Below are 16881 nucleotides of genomic sequence, written 5' to 3'. Positions count from 1 at the left end.
GAGTTACGCTCGCTGGATGGACACCAGGCGTACCCACCGCAGAACCCGTACCGGAACCACGCTGCTCGCCGCGGCGTTGCTCGCCACCGCCTGTTCGGCCGGGGGCGCGTCGTCCTCGGCCGGTTCTCCGGCCGCGGAGGAGGCGGCCGGAGCGACCAAGGCGGCGCGGCTGACCCTGGCCGCGCTGCCCGCGTCCACGCCGTCGTCCCTGGCCCCGTACTACGGGCAGAAGCTGAGCTGGCGCGACTGCGGCGTCCCGGGCTTCCAGTGCGCCACGATGAGGGCGCCGCTCGACTACGCGAAGCCGGCCGAGGGGGACGTACGCCTCGCCGTGGCGCGCAAGAAGGCCACCGGCCCCGGCAAGCGGCTCGGCTCCCTGCTGGTGAACCCGGGCGGGCCGGGCGGCTCCGCGATCGGCTACCTCCAGCAGTACGCGGGCATCGGCTACCCGGCACAGGTCCGCGCCCGGTACGACATGGTGGCGGTCGATCCGCGGGGCGTGGCCCGCAGCGAGCCGGTGGAGTGCCTCGACGGGCGCAGGATGGACGCGTACACGCAGACGGACGTCACCCCGGACGACGCCAGGGAGACCGACCGGCTGGTCGACGCCTTCAAGGGGTTCGCCGAGGGCTGCGGAGCGGACGCGCCGAAGCTGCTGCGCCATGTCTCGACCGTCGAGGCGGCCCGGGACATGGACATCCTGCGGGCGGTACTGGGCGACGAAAAGCTGTCCTACGTCGGCGCCTCGTACGGCACGTTCCTGGGGGCGACGTACGCGGGTCTGTTCCCGGGCCGGGCGGGCCGCCTGGTCCTGGACGGCGCGCTGGACCCGTCCCTGTCCGCGCGCCGGCTGAACCTGGAGCAGACGGCGGGCTTCGAGACGGCGTTCCGGTCCTTCGCGAAGGACTGCGTCCAGCAGCCGGACTGCCCGCTCGGCGGCAAGGGCACCTCTCCCGCCCAGGTCGGCAAGAACCTGAAGGCCCTCTTCGACGACCTGGACGCCAAACCCCTCCCCACCGGTGACGCCGACGGCCGCAGGCTCACCGAGTCGCTGGCCACCACCGGCGTGATCGCGGCGATGTACGACGAGGGTGCCTGGCAGCAGCTGCGCGAGTCGCTGGGCTCGGCGATGAAGCAGCACGACGGCGCCGGCCTGCTGGTCCTGTCGGACAGCTACTACGAGCGCGAGGCCGGCGGCGACTACAGCAACCTGATGTCGGCCAACGCGGCGGTGAACTGCCTGGACCTCCCGCCGGCCTTCTCCTCCCCGGACCAGGTGCGCGAGGCCCTCCCCGCCTTCGAGAAGGCGTCCCCCGTCTTCGGTGAGGGCCTGGCCTGGTCCTCGCTGAACTGCGCCTACTGGCCCGTGCACCCGACGGGCGAGCCGCACCGCATCGAGGCCGCGGGAGCGCCGCCGGTCGTCGTGGTCGGCACCACCCGCGACCCGGCGACCCCGTACCGTTGGGCCCAGGCCCTGGCCGACCAGCTCTCCTCCGGCCGCCTCCTCACCTACGAGGGCGACGGCCACACCGCCTACGGCCGCGGCAGCACCTGCATCGACTCGGCGATCAACACCTACCTCCTGCGCGGCACCCCTCCGGCGGACGGCACGCGCTGCTCGTAACCGCCTCGCCCGCCCCGGAACCCCACCTCCGGGGCGGGTACGAAGCACCCCTGGAAACTGTGTAGACTTACCGACGTTGCTGATCGCACCATGGTGCGCACAGCGCGCCGCCTTAGCTCAGATGGCCAGAGCAACGCACTCGTAATGCGTAGGTCTCGGGTTCGAATCCCGAAGGCGGCTCCACTTGAAGCCCAGCTCGGACACTGTCTGAGCTGGGCTTTTGCGTTCAGTGGACCGCGCAGTGGATTCACTCGTTCGGCGGATGCCGAGTAGCTCGAACGGCTCAGCGGCCCGAGGCTTTATACGTACGCCCGAGATTGGACGATCCGAGCGACCGACGAATTCTCCTCGGAGGTGCGCATGTCCACGCTCATCATGGAAGAGTCCCGGCCCATCGAGGCGTTCCACCCCGATGACGGCTCGTACACGGCGTATCCCACCACCTCGGTGAACGTCATGATCAAGGGCCTCCAGACTCCCCCTCCACCCGACGGCTGGGACGTGTGTGTCCACGTCGGGCTCGCCCGCCACGAGGCCGAGCACGCGGAGGTGGGGATCATCTCGGTGGCCAAGGTGGGCCTCGGGCCGAGTGTGACGTTCGATCCGTGGGAAACAGCGGCCTACGGACAGATCCTGGGGTTCACGGTGGGGGCCTACGCCCGCCACGGAGCCATGCGGGGCTGGTGGCTCTGGCAGCTGTGGAAGACCTGACCGCTGCTCACTTGGCGTCCGCGTAGCACTCCACCACGGCCGTCGTGAACGGGAAACGTACCGGCGTCCGGCCGAAGGTGAGGCGGCCCGCCAGGTCGGCCGCCTCGCGGATCGCCGCGACGACGGTGTCGGCCTCCTGACGCGGACAGTGCACGATCACCTCGTCGTGCTGGAAGAACACCAGCTCGGCCGCCATGTCCGCGCAGGCCTGCCGCAGCGCGGCGAGCATCAGCAGGGCCCAGTCGGCGGCGCTGCCCTGGACGACGAAGTTGCGGGCGAAGCGGCCACGCGCGCGGGCGTTGGTGGAGGCGTAGCCCGGCACCCACTCCTGGGCGTCGGGCGCGTCCTGGGGGATGCCCGCCTCCTCGGCGGGGTCGTCGCCGTTCGCCCCCGCCGCCGGCGGGCAGGTGCGCCCCAGCCAGGTCCGCACGAGCCGGCCCTCCTCACCCGCGCGGGCCGCGTCGTCGACGTACGCCACCGCCCTCGGGAAACGGCGTCTGAGTGCGGCGAGGTTCTTCAGGCCGTCGCCGGAGGTCTGGCCGTACACCGCGCCGAGCACGGCGATCTTGGCCTGGGCGCGGTCGCCGGAGAAGGCCCGGTCGGACACCGACTGGTAGAGGTCGGTCTCCCGGCCGGCCACCTCCATCAGCCCGGGGTCGCGGGAGATCGCGGCGAGGACGCGCGGCTCCATCTGGTCGGCGTCGGCGACGACGAGGCACCAGCCCGGGTCGGCCACGGCGGCCCGCCGGATCACCTTGGGGATCTGCAGCGCGCCCCCGCCGTTGGTCACCCAGCGTCCGGTGACGGTGCCGCCGGCGAGGAACTCGGGGCGGAAGCGTCCGTCGCGCACCCAGTCCTGCAGCCAGGACCAGCCGTGCGCGACCCAGATCCGGTACAGCTTCTTGTACGCGAGCAGGGGCTTCACGGCCGGGTGGTCGACCGATTCCAGTTCCCAGCGGCGGGTGGAGCCGACCTTGATCCCGGCCCGGGCGAACGCCTTGACGACGTCGGCGGGCAGATCGGGCCGCACCCGGTGCCCGAACGCGGCGGACACCTCCTCCGCCAGCTCGGCCAGGCGGCGCGGCTCGCCCCCGCCCGCGTACCGCTCGCCGAGCAGGTCGTGGAGTACCTGGCGGTGCACGTCGGCCCGCCAGGGCAGTCCGGCGCGGTTCATCTCGGCGGCGACCAGCATCCCCGCCGACTCGGCCGCCGTCAGCAGCCGCAGCCGGTCGGGGTGCGCGGACCGGTCGTGGCGGCGCTGCTGCTCGGCGTAGACGGCGAGGAGGTCGTCCAGGGGCAGGTGCACGCCCTGCGGTTCGAACAGCGGGGACTGCGCGCCCGGTTCGGCGGACCGCTGGGGCGGGTCGGGCGGCACGGGGCCGCCGCGCAGACGGGCGAGGGCGGCGGCGGCCGAGTGCGGCTGCCCGTACCTCCCCTCGTGGCCGAGCAGGAGGGTCTCGGCGGCCTCCATGTCGTAGCACCGCTCCACTCGCACCCCCGCGGCGAGCAGGCGCGGACAGATCTCGGCGGTGGACCGCCACACCCACCGGGTGACGTCCGGCCGGCCGCGTACGGACTCGGCGAGGTCGGGCTCCCGCCGCACCGGTCCGGCGGGCAGCCCGTCGGGACCGAGGGGGGCGACGTCCACGCCACCGTCCTCGGCCACGGCGAGCGCCCACCGGTCGGCCATGCCGCGAGTGTGACAGGAGGGTCTGACAACGGCCCGCGGAGCCGGGGCGCGGACCGGGGGCTCGGTTCGGAGGCGTGGTTCGGGCGTCGGCCCCGCTCAGGTGCCCCGGCCTCAGGTGCCCCTACCTCAGACGTCTCCCGTCTCTGACGCAGCCCGCCTCAGCTGCCCTCCGCCCCGGCCGCCTCCTGCCCCGACTCCTCTGCCGCCTTCAGGAACTGGGACACCGTCTCGGTGACGTACCGCTCGATCGCCTCCTTGCCGATGCCGAGGCCGCTCAGCACGCCCTCCCCGTGCTCGTGCTCCAGCAGGGCGAGCAGGATGTGCTCCGTGCCGATGTAGTTGTGGCCGAGGCGCAGGGCCTCGCGGAAGGTGAGTTCCAGGACCTTCTTGGCCGCCGGCCCGTAGGGCACCAGCTCCGGGACCTCGTCGGCGGCCGGCGGGAGCACCGCCGTGGCCGCCTCCCGGACCGCGTCGAGCGGGACGCCCTGCTGGGTGATCGCCTTGGCGGCGAGGCCGTCGCGCTCGGTGAGCACGCCGAGGAGCAGGTGCTCGGGCAGGCCCTCGGTGGCGCCCGCGGCCACGGCCTCGTTGTGCGCGGCCATCACCGCGTTGCGCGCGCGGGGCGTGTAGCGGCTGAAGCCCTGGCTCGCGTCGAGGTCGGCCGACTCCTTGGGCACGAAGCGCTTCTGCGCCGCCTGCCGGGTGACGCCCATGCGCCTGCCGATGTCCGTCCAGGACGCGCCCGAACGCCGGGCCTGGTCCACGAAGTGGCCGATGAGGTGGTCGGCCACCTCCCCGAGGTGCTCACCCGCGATGACGGCGTCCTGGAGCTGTTCGAGCGGCTCCGCGTGCGCCTTCTTGATGGCGTTGATGAGTTCGTCGAGACGTACGGATGACGTGATGCTGCTCGGGTTCGTCGTCATGTGTCAACCGTAGGTTGCGCTTCAGAGGCTGTCAACCGATGGTTGACAGTGCTCGACAGTGACCGACAGGGCCGGCGGCGACTACTTCGGCGAGGCCACCACCAACCGCACCGCCAGCCCCGTGAACACCGTCCCGGAGGCGATGTTCAGCCAGCGGTTCACCCGCGCACTGCGCCTGAGCAGGCCCGCCAGCCGGCCGGACAGCAGCCCCACGAAGCCGTCCCACAGGAAGCCCATCACCACGAGCGTGCCGCCGAGCAGCAGTAGCTGACCGGGCACGTGTCCGAGGGCGGGGTCGACGAACTGCGGCAGGAACGCCACGTTGAAGAGGATCACCTTCGGGTTGAGCAGATTGGTGATCGCGCCCTGCCAGAAGGCCCGCCGCATCCCCGCTCCCCGGGGCGCCGCGTCCTCACCCGGCACCGACCGGTCCCGGAAGGCCTTCACCGCCAGGTACAGCAGATAGGCCGCGCCCGCCCAGCGCAGCACGTGGTACAGCGTCGGCAGCGTCGTGAACAGCGCGGACAGGCCGAGCGCCGCGGCGACCGCGTGCACCAGCATCGCGCAGGCCACCCCGGACGCGGCCATGACGCCCGCCGCGGGCCCGCCCCGCCCGCCCATCGCCACGATGAACATCATGTCGGGCCCCGGAGTGACGCACAGCGCGAAGGCGGCGACGAGGAACGCCGCGTAGAGAGTCGTGTCCACCATGCGCGCCATGCTCGGCGGTGCGGGCCGCGGCCGACGACCGAATTCCGCGGACCGAGACACGCCGCGGGACCGGATCCGGGGACCGTGGCACCATCTCCGGGTGAGTACGTCCACCACCGTCGACCGCGCCTTCGGGGCCGCCCTGTACGACACCGCCGACACCGCCCTCGACACCGCGGCCTCGCTGCTCGCGGCAGATCCGGCGGCGGACGCCGAACTGGCCCGGCGGGGCGAGGAGTTCGTGGCCACGGCCTGGCGGCGCGGTTGGCAGCCCGCCGACGTCGTACGGATCGTGCGGCGCGAGCTCGACGACGTGCACGTACGGCTGGTGGCCGGGCTGATCCGGGCCCAGGCGGCGCACGAGCGCCCGCGCGGCCCCCGCTGGGCCGGGCAGCTCGACGACCTGCCGGACCCGGCGGCGGCGCCCCGCACCGACCGCTTCTCGCACGCCACCGCCGTACTGGAGCTCTACCGCCTGCTGCTGCGCCTGCCCGTGCTGGAGCCGCTGGAGGCGGGGGCGCCGCGCCACGAGCCCCGGCCGGAGTCCCGCGCCCTCGCCCGCATCCGCGCGCTGCTCGCCAAGGCGGAGGCGACCGGCTATCCGCAGGAGGCGGAGGCGCTCAGCGCCAAGGCGCAGGAGCTGATGGCCCGGCACAGCGTCGACGAGGCGCTGCTGTCGGCGCACGCCCCCTCGCCCGACGCGCCCGGCGCCTGCCGGATCGGGGTGGAGCCGCCCTACGAGCAGGCCAAGGCGGTGCTGCTGGACGCGGTGGCCGCCGCCAACCACTGCCGGGCCGTGTGGAACGAGGCGTTCGGTTTCTCCACCGTCGTCGGCTTCGAGGCCGACCTGGAGGCGGTCGAACTCCTCTACACCTCCCTGCTGGTGCAGGCCGAGACGGCGATGACGAAGGCGGAGGCCGCCCAGCGCGCCGGCGGCCGTAAGCGGACCAAGACCTTCCGTCAGTCGTTCCTCGTGGCCTACGCCCACCGCGCGGGCACCCGCCTGCGGGCCGTCGCCGAGCGGACGGCCGCCGAGACCGGGGCGGCGGACGCCGATCTGCTCCCCGTGCTCGCCTCCCGCGAGGTCGCGGTCACCGACCGCCTGGAGCGGATGTTCCCGGAGACGACCACGACCCGGCTGCGGGGCGCCGACGACGCGGCGGGCTGGACGGAGGGCACCCGCGCGGCCGACCGGGCCCAGGTCGGCCGGCGGCGCCCGCTGCCCGGACAGTAGACCCGGGCACCCGTGCGGTCAGTCCCCGGCGCGCTGGAACGCGCTCACCGTCGCGTCCGGTGCCCCGCCCTTCATCGCCACCTCGCCGTACGACCACGGGAAGCGGTGGGTGGTGGCGGCACCGGGCAGGGCGAACTCCGCGGACGACACGACGAGACCGCCGGTGCCGCCCCGTACGTAGGTCAGGGTGAAGGTGGCCGTGCCCTGCGCGGCGAGGGTCATCCGCTGCGGGACGGCGGCCTCGTCCACGGGGACCTCGGCCGGGGTGCCGTCGGCGGTGAGCGTGACGGCGGGGGAGCCGTCGAGCGTGCACTCCGGGCCGCGGTTGGTGAGGTTCACGGAGACGGTGCCCGTGTCCCCGGCGGCCGGAGCGGGGCTCGGCGCGATGTCCACGCCCATCTCCCCGATCCGGCAGGCGGCGGGGCCCCGGTCGTCGGTACTGCTCTTGCCGGCGTCGTCGTCGCCACCGCCGTCGCAGGCGGTGAGGAGGAGTGCCGCCGTGACGGCGGCCATGGCCATGACGGCCGGCTTGATGGTGCGCATGGGTGTTGTTCCTTCGTGCGTGCGGTTCAGGACCCCAGACCGGCCGTCGGCAGTCCGGGTGGCAGCGATCCGCCCTCGGACCTGGTGTAGGACTCCTCGCCCACGGCGCCCTGCCACCTCACCTTCAGTGACGTCCCGTCGACCGACTCGACCGTCCCGTCGGTCCGGTCGTCGCTGCCGTCGGTGCACTTCAGGCGGATGGTGCGGGTGCCGGACTCCTCGCCCGCGGTGCCGCTGCACACGGACCCGCCCGTGGCGAAGAGGGCGGCCTTGTCACCGGTGACCATCAGGGCGACGGCGTGGCCATCGGTGGTCGCCAGCCAGCTGCCCTCCAGTTCACCGGCGGCGGCGGACGGCGAGCCGCCGTCGGCACCGCCCGTGTCCGCGCTCGCCGAGGCGCTGGGCGCGGCCGAGGACGTGCCGTCCTTGGCGGAGTCGCCGTCGGAGTCACCGCCGTCGGTGCACGCGGTCAGCGCCAGCGCGCCCACCAGGGCGAGGGCCGCGGCGGCCGCCCGGACGGAGCGCCGCGCGCGCCCGCGGGCGCCACCGGAGCCGTCCGCGCGGACTGCCGGGCAGGCCGCGTCCGCCGTACTCGTCGCGTTCGCCGTACTCGCCGTGCTCCGCGCAGTCACCAGTGTCACCGCAAGCTCCAAGCTGTAGCCGGACGGCCGGGTGGGCCCCACGTCAGCGGCAAGCTACCAGGACGACGTGCGAACTCCCGGCAGATGCCCGGCGTGTGCCTGCTCACGCAGGTTCAGCCGGGACAGGCCGAAGGCGCGGAAGTAGCCGCGCGGGCGCCCGTCGACCTGGTCTCGGTTGCGCACCCGTGTGGGGCTCGCGTCCCGGGGCTGACCGCGCAACTCGCGCCGCGCGGCGAGTCGTTCGGCCTCGGTGGACGACGGACTGCGGATGATCTCCTTCAGTTCGGCCCGCCGTGCGGCGTACCGCGCGACGGTCTTTCGGCGTTGTTCGTTCTTCGCGACCTTGCTCTTCTTCGCCATCAGATCCGCACCCCTCGCGCGCGGATGCGCGCCACGGCCGCCTCGACGCCGATCGCGTCGACCGTCCTGATCGCCTTGGTGCTCAGTCGCAGCCGTACGTGCCGGCCCTCGCTCGGCAGCCAGTAGCGCCTGGTCTGGATGTTGGGGTCGAAGCGGCGCGAAGTCCGCCGGTGGGAATGGGAGATGCGGTTGCCGAAGCCGGGCTGGGCGCCGGTGAGCATGCAGTGCGCGGACACGGTGACGTACCTCTCGTCAGGTGTGGATGCTAATGGAATTCATTTTCAGTAAGGTACCAGCATGGCACGCAACGAACTCCGCCCGGTCATCAAACTCCGGTCCACCGCCGGGACCGGCTTCACCTACGTGACCCGCAAGAACCGCCGCAACGACCCGGACCGCCTGACGCTGCGCAAGTACGACCCGGTCGCCGGCCGCCACGTCGACTTCCGAGAGGAGCGCTGACCGCCGCCATGCGCAAGGGAATCCACCCGGAGTACCGCCCGGTCGTCTTCCGCGACCGCGCCGCGAACCACGCCTTCCTCACCCGGTCCACGATGACCGGTGAGCGGACGGTCGAGTGGGAGGACGGCCGCACCTACCCGGTCGTCGACGTCGAGACCTCGAACGTGAGCCACCCCTTCTACACCGGCACCGCCCGCGTCCTGGACACCGCCGGACGCGTGGAGCGCTTCGAGCGCCGGTACGGGAAGCGGGGCGGGGCATGAGCTCGTCGACGGCCCTGCCGGTGGTGATCGTCGGCGGGCTGCACGCCGACGCCCGCCGGGCGGCCGTGGCGCGGCTGCTGACCGACGTGCCCGGCAGCGTGGTCCTCCACCACGACCTGGCGACGGCCACCGCGGGTACGGTCGTCCGCACCGTCCGGGACGCCACCGGCGTCCTGTCCACCGACGAGGCGCCCCTCGTCAACGACTGCGCCTGCTGCGCCCTGCGCGAGGACCTCGTCCCGGAGCTGGAACGGCTGGCGGACGCAGGCGGCACCCCGCTCGCCGTGGTCGAGCTGTGGGACTCGGTCGAACCAAGGGCGATGGCCGAGGTGGTGACAGCCGGCGGCTTCACCGTCACCGGCGTGATCACGGCCGTCGACCCGGCACTGGTGCTGCCGTACCTCGGCAATGGCGACGACCTCGCGGAGGGCGGCCTCGCCGCCGCGGCCACCGATCAGCGCACCGTCGCCGACACCTTCGCGCGCCAGCTGGAGTACGCCCCCGTCCTCGCCGTCGCCGACTCCCCGGAGGCCGACGACGAGGACCGGGAGCTGCTGTCCCAGCTGCACCCGACAGCCCGCCGGGTCCCGATCGGCCACGGTGACCCGGCGGGCGCTCCCTCCGCCCTGGCGCGGGCGGCGTTCGCCGGCTTCGACGTGGAGGCCGCGGCGGCCGCCCAGCACCCGGCCTGCGCGCTGCTGCCCGCGGAGGCCGACGCGCACGGTGTCGCCACCTTCGTCTGGCGCCGGCACCGCCCCTTCCACCCGGAACGGCTGTACCAGGCGCTGGAGGACCTGACCTGCGCCGCCGCCCGCAGCCGGGGCCGGTTCTGGCTCGCCGACAAGGCCGACGCGCTGCTGCACTGGGACGCCGCGGGCGGGGCCCTGTGCGTGGAGAGCGCGGGGCCGTGGCTGGCGTCGCTTCCCGACGCGGCCTGGGAACTGGTCCCGCCCGTGCGCCGCGCCGCCGCCGCGCTGGACTGGCACCCCGAGCACGGCGACCGCTGCCAGCACCTGGTCTTCACGTCGCCCGGGCTCGACCGTGACGGACTCGAACGGCTCCTGGAGTCCTGCCTGCTGACCGACGCCGAGTACGCCGCCGGGCGCGCGGCCTGGCGGCGGCTGCCCCCCGCCTTCGACACCCTCCTGGAGGTCTGACCGCCATGCCCCGCACGAGTGACCGCAAGCCCGCCAAGCACCGGCCCAATCCGCTGGACCGGGACGGGGTGACGTACGTCGACTACAAGGACACCGATCTGCTGCGGAAGTTCCTCTCCGACCGCGGCAAGATCCGCAGCCGCCGCGTCACCCGTGTGACGTCCCAGCAGCAGCGGCAGCTCGCCAGGGCGGTCAAGAACGCGCGGGAGATGGCGTTGCTGCCGTACGCGGTCCGCTGACGGCGGCGTCTTCGCCGGCGCACCGACGACACCGGGGCCCACTCCGTCGGGCGGGCCCCGGTGTCGTCGCATGTTCTCCTGATCCCCGGGCAGACGCGGGAACGGCTTCCTCGGAGTGGGCGTCAAAGAGGGCAAGGGCTTTCGGCGGAGCGGTCGGCAACGCTGTAACCGGAGGAACACCCCGCGTGCACGTGCATTTGCTCATGCATCTGCACGTGGACAGGGTTATGATCCGAACCAGTTGACCGCTGCATCAATGGCCACACCAGCCAGTGCACCACCGGGGAGCGACCTGTGGACCACGACGTGTACGACGTTGACGACGCGTCCGGCGTGTACAACGGCATGGCGGCCACGCAGCTGCACGACGTGGCCTGGCAGAAGAGCCGGCACAGCAACTCGCAGGGATCCTGTGTGGAGTTCGCACGGCTGCCCGACGGCGGTGTCGCCGTGCGCAACTCCCGTTTCCCCGACGGTCCCGCGCTCGTCTACACGCGCGCCGAGATCGAGGCCATGCTGCTGGGCGTCAAGGACGGGGAGTTCGACCACCTGATCGCGAGCTGATGCGAGCTGACGGCGAGCCGGCCCGCGTGCTGATCGCGAACGGTCAGTCGGCGGTCTGCTGAAGCCGGAACAGGGCCCAGACGACCTTGCCCCCGAGCGTCCCGGCGAGCGGGTGCCAGCCCCAGCTGTCGCTGAAGGAGTCGACGAGGAACAGGCCGCGGCCCGACTCCGCCGAGAAGTCGTCGGTGTCCCGGGCGACCGGGCTGTCGTGGCTGGGATCGCGCACCGCGCACACCAGCCGCTCGGTCCAGCGCATCAGGTGCAGCCGTACCGGGCCGTTCTGGTCGGCCAGTCGCGGGGCGTTGGCCGGCAGCGCGTGCCGCAGCGCGTTGGTGACGAGCTCGGACACGACGAGGCAGACGTCGTCGAAACGGTCGCCCATCTCCCAGCCGTCGAGCGTTCTGCGGGTGAACCGGCGGGCCTCGCGCACCGCCTCGTAACGGGGTGGCAGGGCGCAGGAGGCGGCGTTGGAGACGGCCGCGGGGTCGAGTGGTGGAAGGCCCTGCCGTAACGGCTCGAGCATGGTCGATCCATTCGTCCCCATGCGAGGCACTCCCGGGAATTCGCGGTCGTAGCGATGCGGCGCGGTGGTGCGGGACCATGGTTTCGGATGCGTACCGCAGATGCAAGGGCAGATGCACGTGCACGTGACCGAAATGGACCTGCCCGTACCGCTTGTTGGGCAATTTTTCCGTCGTCTTCGCGCCGTCTTCACCTCACATCGCGAACGGACGGCGTCAACTCCCGGTCCGTTGCTGCGCGTTCCCTTTGGCTCGATTCCGTTTCCGTAACCGGACGAGTACTGCTCGGAGTGTTTTAGTGGCAGACTTCGGCCCCTGGAGACGGCTGGGGAGGCTGGCGAACGTGAGCGCGGGAGAGCCCGGATCGGTGGTGCGGCGCATGCTGCTCGGATCACAACTCAGGCGACTGCGTGAGACGCGGGGGATCACGCGCGAGGCGGCGGGCTACTCGATCCGCGCCTCGGAATCGAAGATCAGCCGGATGGAGCTGGGCCGGGTGAGCTTCAAGACGAGGGACGTCGAGGACCTGCTGACGCTGTACGGCATCACGGACGAGCAGGAGCGCGCCTCCCTGCTCTCCCTGGCCAAGGAGGCCAACGTCGCGGGCTGGTGGCACAGTTACTCCGACGTGCTGCCCAGCTGGTTCCCCACTTATGTGGGCCTCGAGGGCGCCGCGTCGCTGATCCGCGTGTACGAGGTGCAGTTCGTCCACGGCCTGCTGCAGACCGAGGAGTACGCCCGCGCGGTCGTCCGGCGCGGCATGAGGGGCGCGAGCGAGGCGGACGTCGAGCGGCGGGTGGCGCTGCGCCTGGAGCGGCAGAAACACCTCGTCGGCGAGAACGCCCCCGAGTTCCACATCGTCCTGGATGAGGCCGCGCTGCGCCGTCCGTACGGCGACCGCACGGTGATGCGCGGGCAGTTCCAGCACCTGATCGACATGTCGGAACGCCCCAATGTGCGGCTTCAGGTCATGCCGTTCGGCTTCGGCGGGCACTCGGGCGAAAGTGGCGCGTTCACGCTCCTCAGCTTCCCCGAGTCCGACCTCTCGGACGTCGTGTACCTGGAGCAGCTCACCAGCGCCCTGTACCTGGACAAGCGCGAGGACGTCACCCAGTACGAGACGGCGCTCAAGGAGCTCCAGCAGGACAGCCCGGGTCCGGACGAGAGCCGGGACCTTCTGCGGGGGCTTCTCCAACTCTCCTAGGACTTCTCCAACTCGCCTTAAACATAAGTACGATGACGCTCGATCAGGCGGCTCGCTCGCGGCAGCTGCGGCAGCTAGGGGATTGAGGGTTCACATGTCGTCGTACTTCACCGACCTCGCCCAGCAGTACATCGACGGCGAGTGGCGTCCGGGCACCGGGTCCTGGGACATCATCGACTTCAACCCGTACGACGACGAGAAGCTCGCCTCGATCACGATAGCCACCGTCGACGAGGTCGACGCCGCCTACCGGGCGGCCGAGCGGGCCCAGAAGCAGTGGGCGGCGACGAACCCGTACGCGCGCCGCGCGGTGTTCGAGAAGGCGCTGCGCCTCGTGGAGGAGCGCGAGGCGGAGATCAGCGAGGCGATCATCGCCGAGCTGGGCGGTACGCGGCTGAAGGCGGCCTTCGAGCTGCACCTCGCCAAGGAGTTCCTGCGCGAGGCCGTCCACCTGGCGCTGCGCCCCGAGGGCCGGATCATCCCCTCGCCGGTCGACGGCAAGGAGAACCGCGTCTACCGGGTGCCGGTCGGCGTCGTGGGCGTCATCAGCCCCTTCAACTTCCCCTTCCTGCTCTCCCTGAAGTCGGTCGCCCCGGCCCTCGCCCTCGGCAACGGTGTCGTCCTCAAGCCGCACCAGAACACGCCGATCGTCGGCGGCACCCTGGTCGCGAAGCTCTTCGAGGACGCCGGCCTGCCGGGCGGCCTGCTCAACGTCGTGGTCACCGACATCGCGGAGATCGGCGACGCCTTTCTGGAGCACCCGGTCCCGAAGGTCATCTCCTTCACCGGCTCGGACAAGGTGGGCCGCCACGTGGCCACCGTCTGCGCCGCGAACTTCAAGCGCTCGGTACTCGAACTGGGCGGCAACAGCGCCCTAGTGGTCCTCGACGACGCCGATGTCGACTACGCGGTCGACGCCGCCGTCTTCAGCCGCTTCGTCCACCAGGGTCAGGTCTGCATGGCCGCCAACCGGGTGCTGGTCGACCGCGCGGTCGCCGACGAGTTCACCGAGAAGTTCGTCGCCAAGGTCAAGACCCTCAAGGCCGGCGACCCGCGTGACCCGTCGACCGTCATCGGTCCGGTGATCAACTCCTCGCAGGCGGACGCCGTCTCCGGAGTAGTCGAACAGGCACTCGCCGAGGGCGCGACGGCCCTGGTGCGCGGCACGGTCACCGACAACCTCGTCACGCCGTCGGTCCTGACCGACGTCCCGGCCGGATCCGCGCTGCTCCGGCAGGAGGTCTTCGGCCCCGTCGCCTTCCTCGTCCCCTTCGACGGCGAGGAGGAGGCCGTACGCCTGGTCAACGACACCCCCTACGGCCTGAGCGGCGCCGTGCACACCGCGGACGTCGAGCGGGGCGTCGCGTTCGCCAAGCGGATCGACACCGGCATGTTCCACGTGAACGACGGCACCGTGCACGACGAGCCGATCGTGCCCTTCGGCGGCGAGAAGCACTCCGGCATCGGCCGTCTCAACGGCGACACGATGCTGGACGCCTTCACCACCCAGAAGTGGATCTCGGTGCAGCACGGGCGGAGCGGTTTCCCGTTCTGAGCGGCGCGGGCCGGACCGGCGTCGGGTCCGGCCCCTTCCCCGCCTAACCTGGACCCCATGTCAGTGATCCGTCTCCTCGTGCTCGGCGCGGTGCGTCAGCACGGGCGGGCCCATGGCTACCAGGTGCGCAACGACCTGGAGTACTGGGGCGCGCACGAGTGGTCCAACGCCAAACCCGGATCGATCTACCACGCGCTCAAGCAGATGGCCAGGCAGGGACTGCTGCACGCCCACGAGGTCGCCCCGTCGACCGCGGGCGGTCCGCCGCGCACGGAGTACGAGATCACCGAGAAGGGCACCGAGGAGTACTTCGCCCTGCTGCGGGAGTCCCTCACCGCCTACGACCAGAAACCGGACGTGCTCTCCGCCGGACTCGGCTTCATGGTCGACCTCGGCCGCGCGGAGGTGCTGGCCCTCCTGGAGGAGCGGATCCGGGCCATCGGGGAGTGGCGCGAGTCCGTCACCACGTACTACACGCCCGAGGACGGGCCCGGCCAGCTCGGGCACATCGGCGAGATCATGAACCTCTGGGTGCACTCCGCCGACACGGGCGCCGAGTGGACCCGCGCACTGGTGGAGCGCATCCGCGGGGGCGCGTACACCTTCGCCGGGGAGGGCGAGCCGTTCGTCGGCGTCCTGGCGGAGGGCGAGGAGAACCCGTACGCGACGGGGGAGCGGCATCCCCGGGATGCCGACTAGTCAAGTTTGACCAAACTCCTGAGCGGGTGTACCTTCGCCAGTCGAGTAGTCAAGTTTGACTAGCTGGGGGAGGCTCAATGGCCGACGCGGCGATCACCGTCGAAGGGGCACGCAAGAGGTACGGCGGCAAGAACGCGCTGGACGGACTCGACCTGACGGTCACGCGTGGCACGGTGCACGGGGTGCTCGGGCCCAACGGCGCGGGCAAGACCACCCTCGTCCGGATCCTGTCCACCCTGCTGCGGCCGGACGCGGGCCGGATCGAGGTGGCCGGGCACGACGTCGTCACCGAGGCGTACGCCGTACGGCTGCGCATCGGCCTGCTCGGCCAGCACGCGGCGCTCGACGAGGAACTCGGCGGCCGGCAGAACCTGGAGATGTTCGGCCGCCTGCACCACCTCGGCGCCCGGCGGGCACGCGCGCGTGCCGGTGAACTGCTGGAGCGCTTCGGCCTCACCGCCACCGGACGCAAGTCGGTCAGCGCCTACAGCGGCGGCATGCGGCGCCGTCTGGACCTCGCGGCGTCCCTGATCACCGAGCCGGAGGTGCTCTTCCTGGACGAACCGACCACCGGACTCGACCCGCGGGGCCGCGCGGAGGTGTGGGACTCGGTCCGCTCCCTGGTCGGCGGCGGTACGACGGTCCTGCTCACCACCCAGTACCTGGAGGAGGCCGACCAGCTCGCCCACCGCATCTCCGTCGTGGACGCCGGCCGGGTCGTCGCCGACGGCACGGCGGACGAACTGAAGGCCGCCACCGGCGGCGACCGCATCGACGTCGTCCTGCGCGACGCCGGCCGACTGGGCGCCGCGGCCGGCCTGCTGCCGCTCACCGGCGTCCGCGTCGACCCCGACCGCCGGCTGCTCAGCGCGCCGGTAACCGACCGCATGGCGGCGCTCTCCGGCGTCGTACGGACGCTGCGGGAGGCCGGGATCGAGGCCGAGGACGTGGCCCTGCGCCGGCCGACCCTGGACGAGGTGTTCCTGCACCTCACCGACCACGCCGAGGAGGCCGTGTGACCGCCTTTGCCCTGACCGACTCCTGGACCATGACCCGCCGCGAGCTGGCCCGCTGGGCACGGCAGCCCGTCACGGTCGTCGTCAACCTGGTCTTCCCCGTCATGCTGCTGCTGATGTTCGGCTACCTGGTCGGCGGCGGCCGGGGCGTGAGCGGCGACTACGTCGACTACCTGGTCCCCGGGATGCTGGCGCTCACCATGGCCTTCGGCCTGGAGGGCACCATGATCGCCGTCACCAGGGACCTCGACAAGGGCGTCATCGACCGCTTCCGCTCGCTGCCGATGGCCAACGGCGCGGTGCTGGTGGGCCGTTCGGCCGCCGACATGCTGCAGTCGGCCGCCGGGCTCGCGGTGCTGATCGCGGTCGGGTACGCGCTCGGCTGGCGCGCCCACGGCGGCCCCGGCGCGTTCCTGGGCGCGGTGGGCCTGCTCCTGCTGTTCCGGTTCGCCATGCTGTGGGCCGGCATCTTCCTGGCTCTGGTGGCGGGGAAGCCGGAACTCGTGCAGGCGGTGCAGATCCTGGTCTGGCCGGTCGGCTTCCTCTCCAACGCCTTCGCCACACCGGAGTCCATGCCCGGCTGGCTGGGCACGGTCGTCCAGTGGAACCCGCTGTCCCAGACCGCCACGGCCGTACGCGACCTGTTCGGCGGCCCCGGCGGCGAGCCCGGGCACCTCTGGGCGGCCGTCGTCTGGCCGCTGGCCCTGCTCGCGGTGTTCTTCTCGTCGGCGGTCCGCAGGTTCGCGCACCTGAGCCGGTAGATC

Annotated in this window: 21 protein-coding genes and 1 tRNA gene; 14 read left to right on the top strand and 8 right to left on the bottom strand. The window is 72.2% G+C overall.

The annotated features are described in order from the left end of the window. Window positions 1-16: 16 nt before the first annotated feature. The 3 genes from ACIRG6_RS16830 (at window position 17) to ACIRG6_RS16820 (ending at window position 2335) form a co-directional block, all read left to right on the top strand. Complete coding sequence (locus ACIRG6_RS16830; protein WP_403323261.1) at window positions 17-1624, top strand: alpha/beta hydrolase; 1608 nt, start codon at window positions 17-19, stop codon at window positions 1622-1624. 106 nt (window positions 1625-1730) lie between these two features. Beyond that, a tRNA-Thr gene (locus tag ACIRG6_RS16825) sits at window positions 1731-1807 on the top strand. 177 nt (window positions 1808-1984) lie between these two features. After that, on the top strand, window positions 1985-2335 hold the full coding sequence (locus tag ACIRG6_RS16820; protein WP_364680121.1) for a hypothetical protein: 351 nt from the start codon (window positions 1985-1987) through the stop codon (window positions 2333-2335). Between the two features lie 7 nt (window positions 2336-2342). Here ACIRG6_RS16820 and ACIRG6_RS16815 read toward each other — a convergent pair whose 3' ends face one another. From ACIRG6_RS16815 to ACIRG6_RS16805, 3 genes are all read right to left on the bottom strand, one after another. Next, complete coding sequence (locus ACIRG6_RS16815) at window positions 2343-4025, bottom strand: bifunctional 3'-5' exonuclease/DNA polymerase (RefSeq protein WP_403323258.1); 1683 nt, start codon at window positions 4023-4025, stop codon at window positions 2343-2345. A 158-nt stretch (window positions 4026-4183) separates the two neighbouring features. Continuing rightward, window positions 4184-4948 (bottom strand): Clp protease N-terminal domain-containing protein, encoded by a 765-nt coding sequence (locus tag ACIRG6_RS16810; RefSeq protein WP_364680126.1) that lies wholly within the window; start codon window positions 4946-4948, stop codon window positions 4184-4186. Window positions 4949-5029: 81 nt separating this feature from the next. Further along, complete coding sequence (locus tag ACIRG6_RS16805) at window positions 5030-5659, bottom strand: LysE family translocator (RefSeq protein ID WP_364680129.1); 630 nt, start codon at window positions 5657-5659, stop codon at window positions 5030-5032. Window positions 5660-5759: 100 nt separating this feature from the next. On the opposite strand from ACIRG6_RS16805, the gene ACIRG6_RS16800 reads away from it, so the two are divergent. Further along, entirely contained in the window at window positions 5760-6893 is a 1134-nt protein-coding gene (locus tag ACIRG6_RS16800; RefSeq protein WP_364680132.1) for a DUF2786 domain-containing protein, read from the top strand. A gap of 18 nt (window positions 6894-6911) precedes the next feature. Here the strand turns inward: ACIRG6_RS16800 and ACIRG6_RS16795 are convergent, their stop codons facing one another. From ACIRG6_RS16795 to rpmB, 4 genes are all read right to left on the bottom strand, one after another. After that, window positions 6912-7436, bottom strand: a complete 525-nt coding sequence (locus ACIRG6_RS16795) for a DUF4232 domain-containing protein (protein WP_364680135.1) — start codon at window positions 7434-7436, stop codon at window positions 6912-6914. A 26-nt stretch (window positions 7437-7462) separates the two neighbouring features. After that, the gene (locus ACIRG6_RS16790; protein WP_403323655.1) at window positions 7463-7927 is read right to left on the bottom strand and encodes a hypothetical protein; all 465 of its coding nucleotides are present in this window, start codon (window positions 7925-7927) and stop codon (window positions 7463-7465) included. A gap of 204 nt (window positions 7928-8131) precedes the next feature. Continuing rightward, on the bottom strand, window positions 8132-8437 hold the full coding sequence (rpsN, locus tag ACIRG6_RS16785) for a 30S ribosomal protein S14 (RefSeq protein ID WP_364680140.1): 306 nt from the start codon (window positions 8435-8437) through the stop codon (window positions 8132-8134). Continuing rightward, on the bottom strand, window positions 8437-8673 hold the full coding sequence (gene rpmB / locus ACIRG6_RS16780; RefSeq protein WP_239765207.1) for a 50S ribosomal protein L28: 237 nt from the start codon (window positions 8671-8673) through the stop codon (window positions 8437-8439). Before rpmB ends, rpsN begins: the two co-directional genes overlap by 1 nt. 61 nt (window positions 8674-8734) lie before the next feature. Here rpmB and rpmG point away from each other — a divergent pair, with 61 nt between their 5' ends. From rpmG to ACIRG6_RS16755, 5 genes are all read left to right on the top strand, one after another. After that, window positions 8735-8899, top strand: coding sequence for a 50S ribosomal protein L33 (gene rpmG, locus ACIRG6_RS16775; protein ID WP_044382365.1), 165 nt, complete (start codon window positions 8735-8737; stop codon window positions 8897-8899). Between the two features lie 8 nt (window positions 8900-8907). After that, a complete protein-coding gene (locus ACIRG6_RS16770; RefSeq protein WP_318213775.1) occupies window positions 8908-9162 on the top strand; it encodes a type B 50S ribosomal protein L31 in 255 nt (84 codons plus the stop codon). Beyond that, complete coding sequence (locus ACIRG6_RS16765) at window positions 9159-10319, top strand: CobW family GTP-binding protein (RefSeq protein WP_403323251.1); 1161 nt, start codon at window positions 9159-9161, stop codon at window positions 10317-10319. Before ACIRG6_RS16770 ends, ACIRG6_RS16765 begins: the two co-directional genes overlap by 4 nt. Before the next feature lie 5 nt (window positions 10320-10324). Further along, window positions 10325-10558: a 30S ribosomal protein S18 gene (gene rpsR, locus ACIRG6_RS16760; protein WP_318213777.1), complete on the top strand. Its 234-nt coding sequence runs from the start codon at window positions 10325-10327 to the stop codon at window positions 10556-10558. 294 nt (window positions 10559-10852) lie between these two features. Continuing rightward, complete coding sequence (locus tag ACIRG6_RS16755; RefSeq protein WP_077799099.1) at window positions 10853-11122, top strand: DUF397 domain-containing protein; 270 nt, start codon at window positions 10853-10855, stop codon at window positions 11120-11122. Window positions 11123-11165: 43 nt separating this feature from the next. On the opposite strand, the gene ACIRG6_RS16750 is transcribed toward ACIRG6_RS16755, so the two are convergent. Then, on the bottom strand, window positions 11166-11666 hold the full coding sequence (locus tag ACIRG6_RS16750; protein WP_318213778.1) for an ATP-binding protein: 501 nt from the start codon (window positions 11664-11666) through the stop codon (window positions 11166-11168). Between the two features lie 356 nt (window positions 11667-12022). Here ACIRG6_RS16750 and ACIRG6_RS16745 point away from each other — a divergent pair, with 356 nt between their 5' ends. From ACIRG6_RS16745 to ACIRG6_RS16725, 5 genes are all read left to right on the top strand, one after another. Next, complete coding sequence (locus ACIRG6_RS16745; protein WP_365021956.1) at window positions 12023-12847, top strand: helix-turn-helix domain-containing protein; 825 nt, start codon at window positions 12023-12025, stop codon at window positions 12845-12847. 94 nt (window positions 12848-12941) lie between these two features. Beyond that, window positions 12942-14402, top strand: a complete 1461-nt coding sequence (locus tag ACIRG6_RS16740; protein WP_351132672.1) for an aldehyde dehydrogenase family protein — start codon at window positions 12942-12944, stop codon at window positions 14400-14402. A 57-nt stretch (window positions 14403-14459) separates the two neighbouring features. Continuing rightward, the gene (locus ACIRG6_RS16735; RefSeq protein ID WP_318213780.1) at window positions 14460-15101 is read left to right on the top strand and encodes a PadR family transcriptional regulator; all 642 of its coding nucleotides are present in this window, start codon (window positions 14460-14462) and stop codon (window positions 15099-15101) included. A gap of 77 nt (window positions 15102-15178) precedes the next feature. After that, the gene (locus ACIRG6_RS16730; protein ID WP_403323246.1) at window positions 15179-16120 is read left to right on the top strand and encodes an ATP-binding cassette domain-containing protein; all 942 of its coding nucleotides are present in this window, start codon (window positions 15179-15181) and stop codon (window positions 16118-16120) included. Next, the gene (locus ACIRG6_RS16725; RefSeq protein ID WP_318213782.1) at window positions 16117-16878 is read left to right on the top strand and encodes an ABC transporter permease; all 762 of its coding nucleotides are present in this window, start codon (window positions 16117-16119) and stop codon (window positions 16876-16878) included. The genes ACIRG6_RS16730 and ACIRG6_RS16725 overlap by 4 nt, the downstream gene beginning before the upstream one ends. Window positions 16879-16881 lie beyond the last annotated feature (3 nt).

The sequence above is a fragment of the Streptomyces flaveolus genome (assembly GCF_044765825.1).
In the GTDB taxonomy this organism is placed as follows: Bacteria; Actinomycetota; Actinomycetes; order Streptomycetales; family Streptomycetaceae; genus Streptomyces; species Streptomyces flaveolus.
Note: the sequence above shows the minus strand (reverse complement) of the source record. Positions and strands in the feature narration are given on the sequence as shown.

Bases quoted from the DNA above. Each gene is read 5' to 3' on its own strand.
- ACIRG6_RS16815 (WP_403323258.1), bottom strand. From the start codon at position 4,025: ATGGCCGACCGGTGGGCGCTCGCCGTGGCCGAGGACGGTGGCGTGGAC.
- ACIRG6_RS16735 (WP_318213780.1), top strand. From the start codon at position 14,460: ATGTCAGTGATCCGTCTCCTCGTGCTCGGCGCGGTGCGTCAGCACGGG.
- ACIRG6_RS16770 (WP_318213775.1), top strand. From the start codon at position 8,908: ATGCGCAAGGGAATCCACCCGGAGTACCGCCCGGTCGTCTTCCGCGAC.
- ACIRG6_RS16810 (WP_364680126.1), bottom strand. From the start codon at position 4,948: ATGACGACGAACCCGAGCAGCATCACGTCATCCGTACGTCTCGACGAA.
- ACIRG6_RS16730 (WP_403323246.1), top strand. From the start codon at position 15,179: ATGGCCGACGCGGCGATCACCGTCGAAGGGGCACGCAAGAGGTACGGC.
- rpsN (WP_364680140.1), bottom strand. From the start codon at position 8,437: ATGGCGAAGAAGAGCAAGGTCGCGAAGAACGAACAACGCCGAAAGACC.
- ACIRG6_RS16820 (WP_364680121.1), top strand. From the start codon at position 1,985: ATGTCCACGCTCATCATGGAAGAGTCCCGGCCCATCGAGGCGTTCCAC.
- rpmG (WP_044382365.1), top strand. From the start codon at position 8,735: ATGGCACGCAACGAACTCCGCCCGGTCATCAAACTCCGGTCCACCGCC.
- ACIRG6_RS16830 (WP_403323261.1), top strand. From the start codon at position 17: ATGGACACCAGGCGTACCCACCGCAGAACCCGTACCGGAACCACGCTG.
- ACIRG6_RS16750 (WP_318213778.1), bottom strand. From the start codon at position 11,666: ATGGGGACGAATGGATCGACCATGCTCGAGCCGTTACGGCAGGGCCTT.
- ACIRG6_RS16805 (WP_364680129.1), bottom strand. From the start codon at position 5,659: ATGGTGGACACGACTCTCTACGCGGCGTTCCTCGTCGCCGCCTTCGCG.
- ACIRG6_RS16745 (WP_365021956.1), top strand. From the start codon at position 12,023: ATGCTGCTCGGATCACAACTCAGGCGACTGCGTGAGACGCGGGGGATC.
- ACIRG6_RS16740 (WP_351132672.1), top strand. From the start codon at position 12,942: ATGTCGTCGTACTTCACCGACCTCGCCCAGCAGTACATCGACGGCGAG.
- ACIRG6_RS16795 (WP_364680135.1), bottom strand. From the start codon at position 7,436: ATGCGCACCATCAAGCCGGCCGTCATGGCCATGGCCGCCGTCACGGCG.
- ACIRG6_RS16765 (WP_403323251.1), top strand. From the start codon at position 9,159: ATGAGCTCGTCGACGGCCCTGCCGGTGGTGATCGTCGGCGGGCTGCAC.
- rpsR (WP_318213777.1), top strand. From the start codon at position 10,325: ATGCCCCGCACGAGTGACCGCAAGCCCGCCAAGCACCGGCCCAATCCG.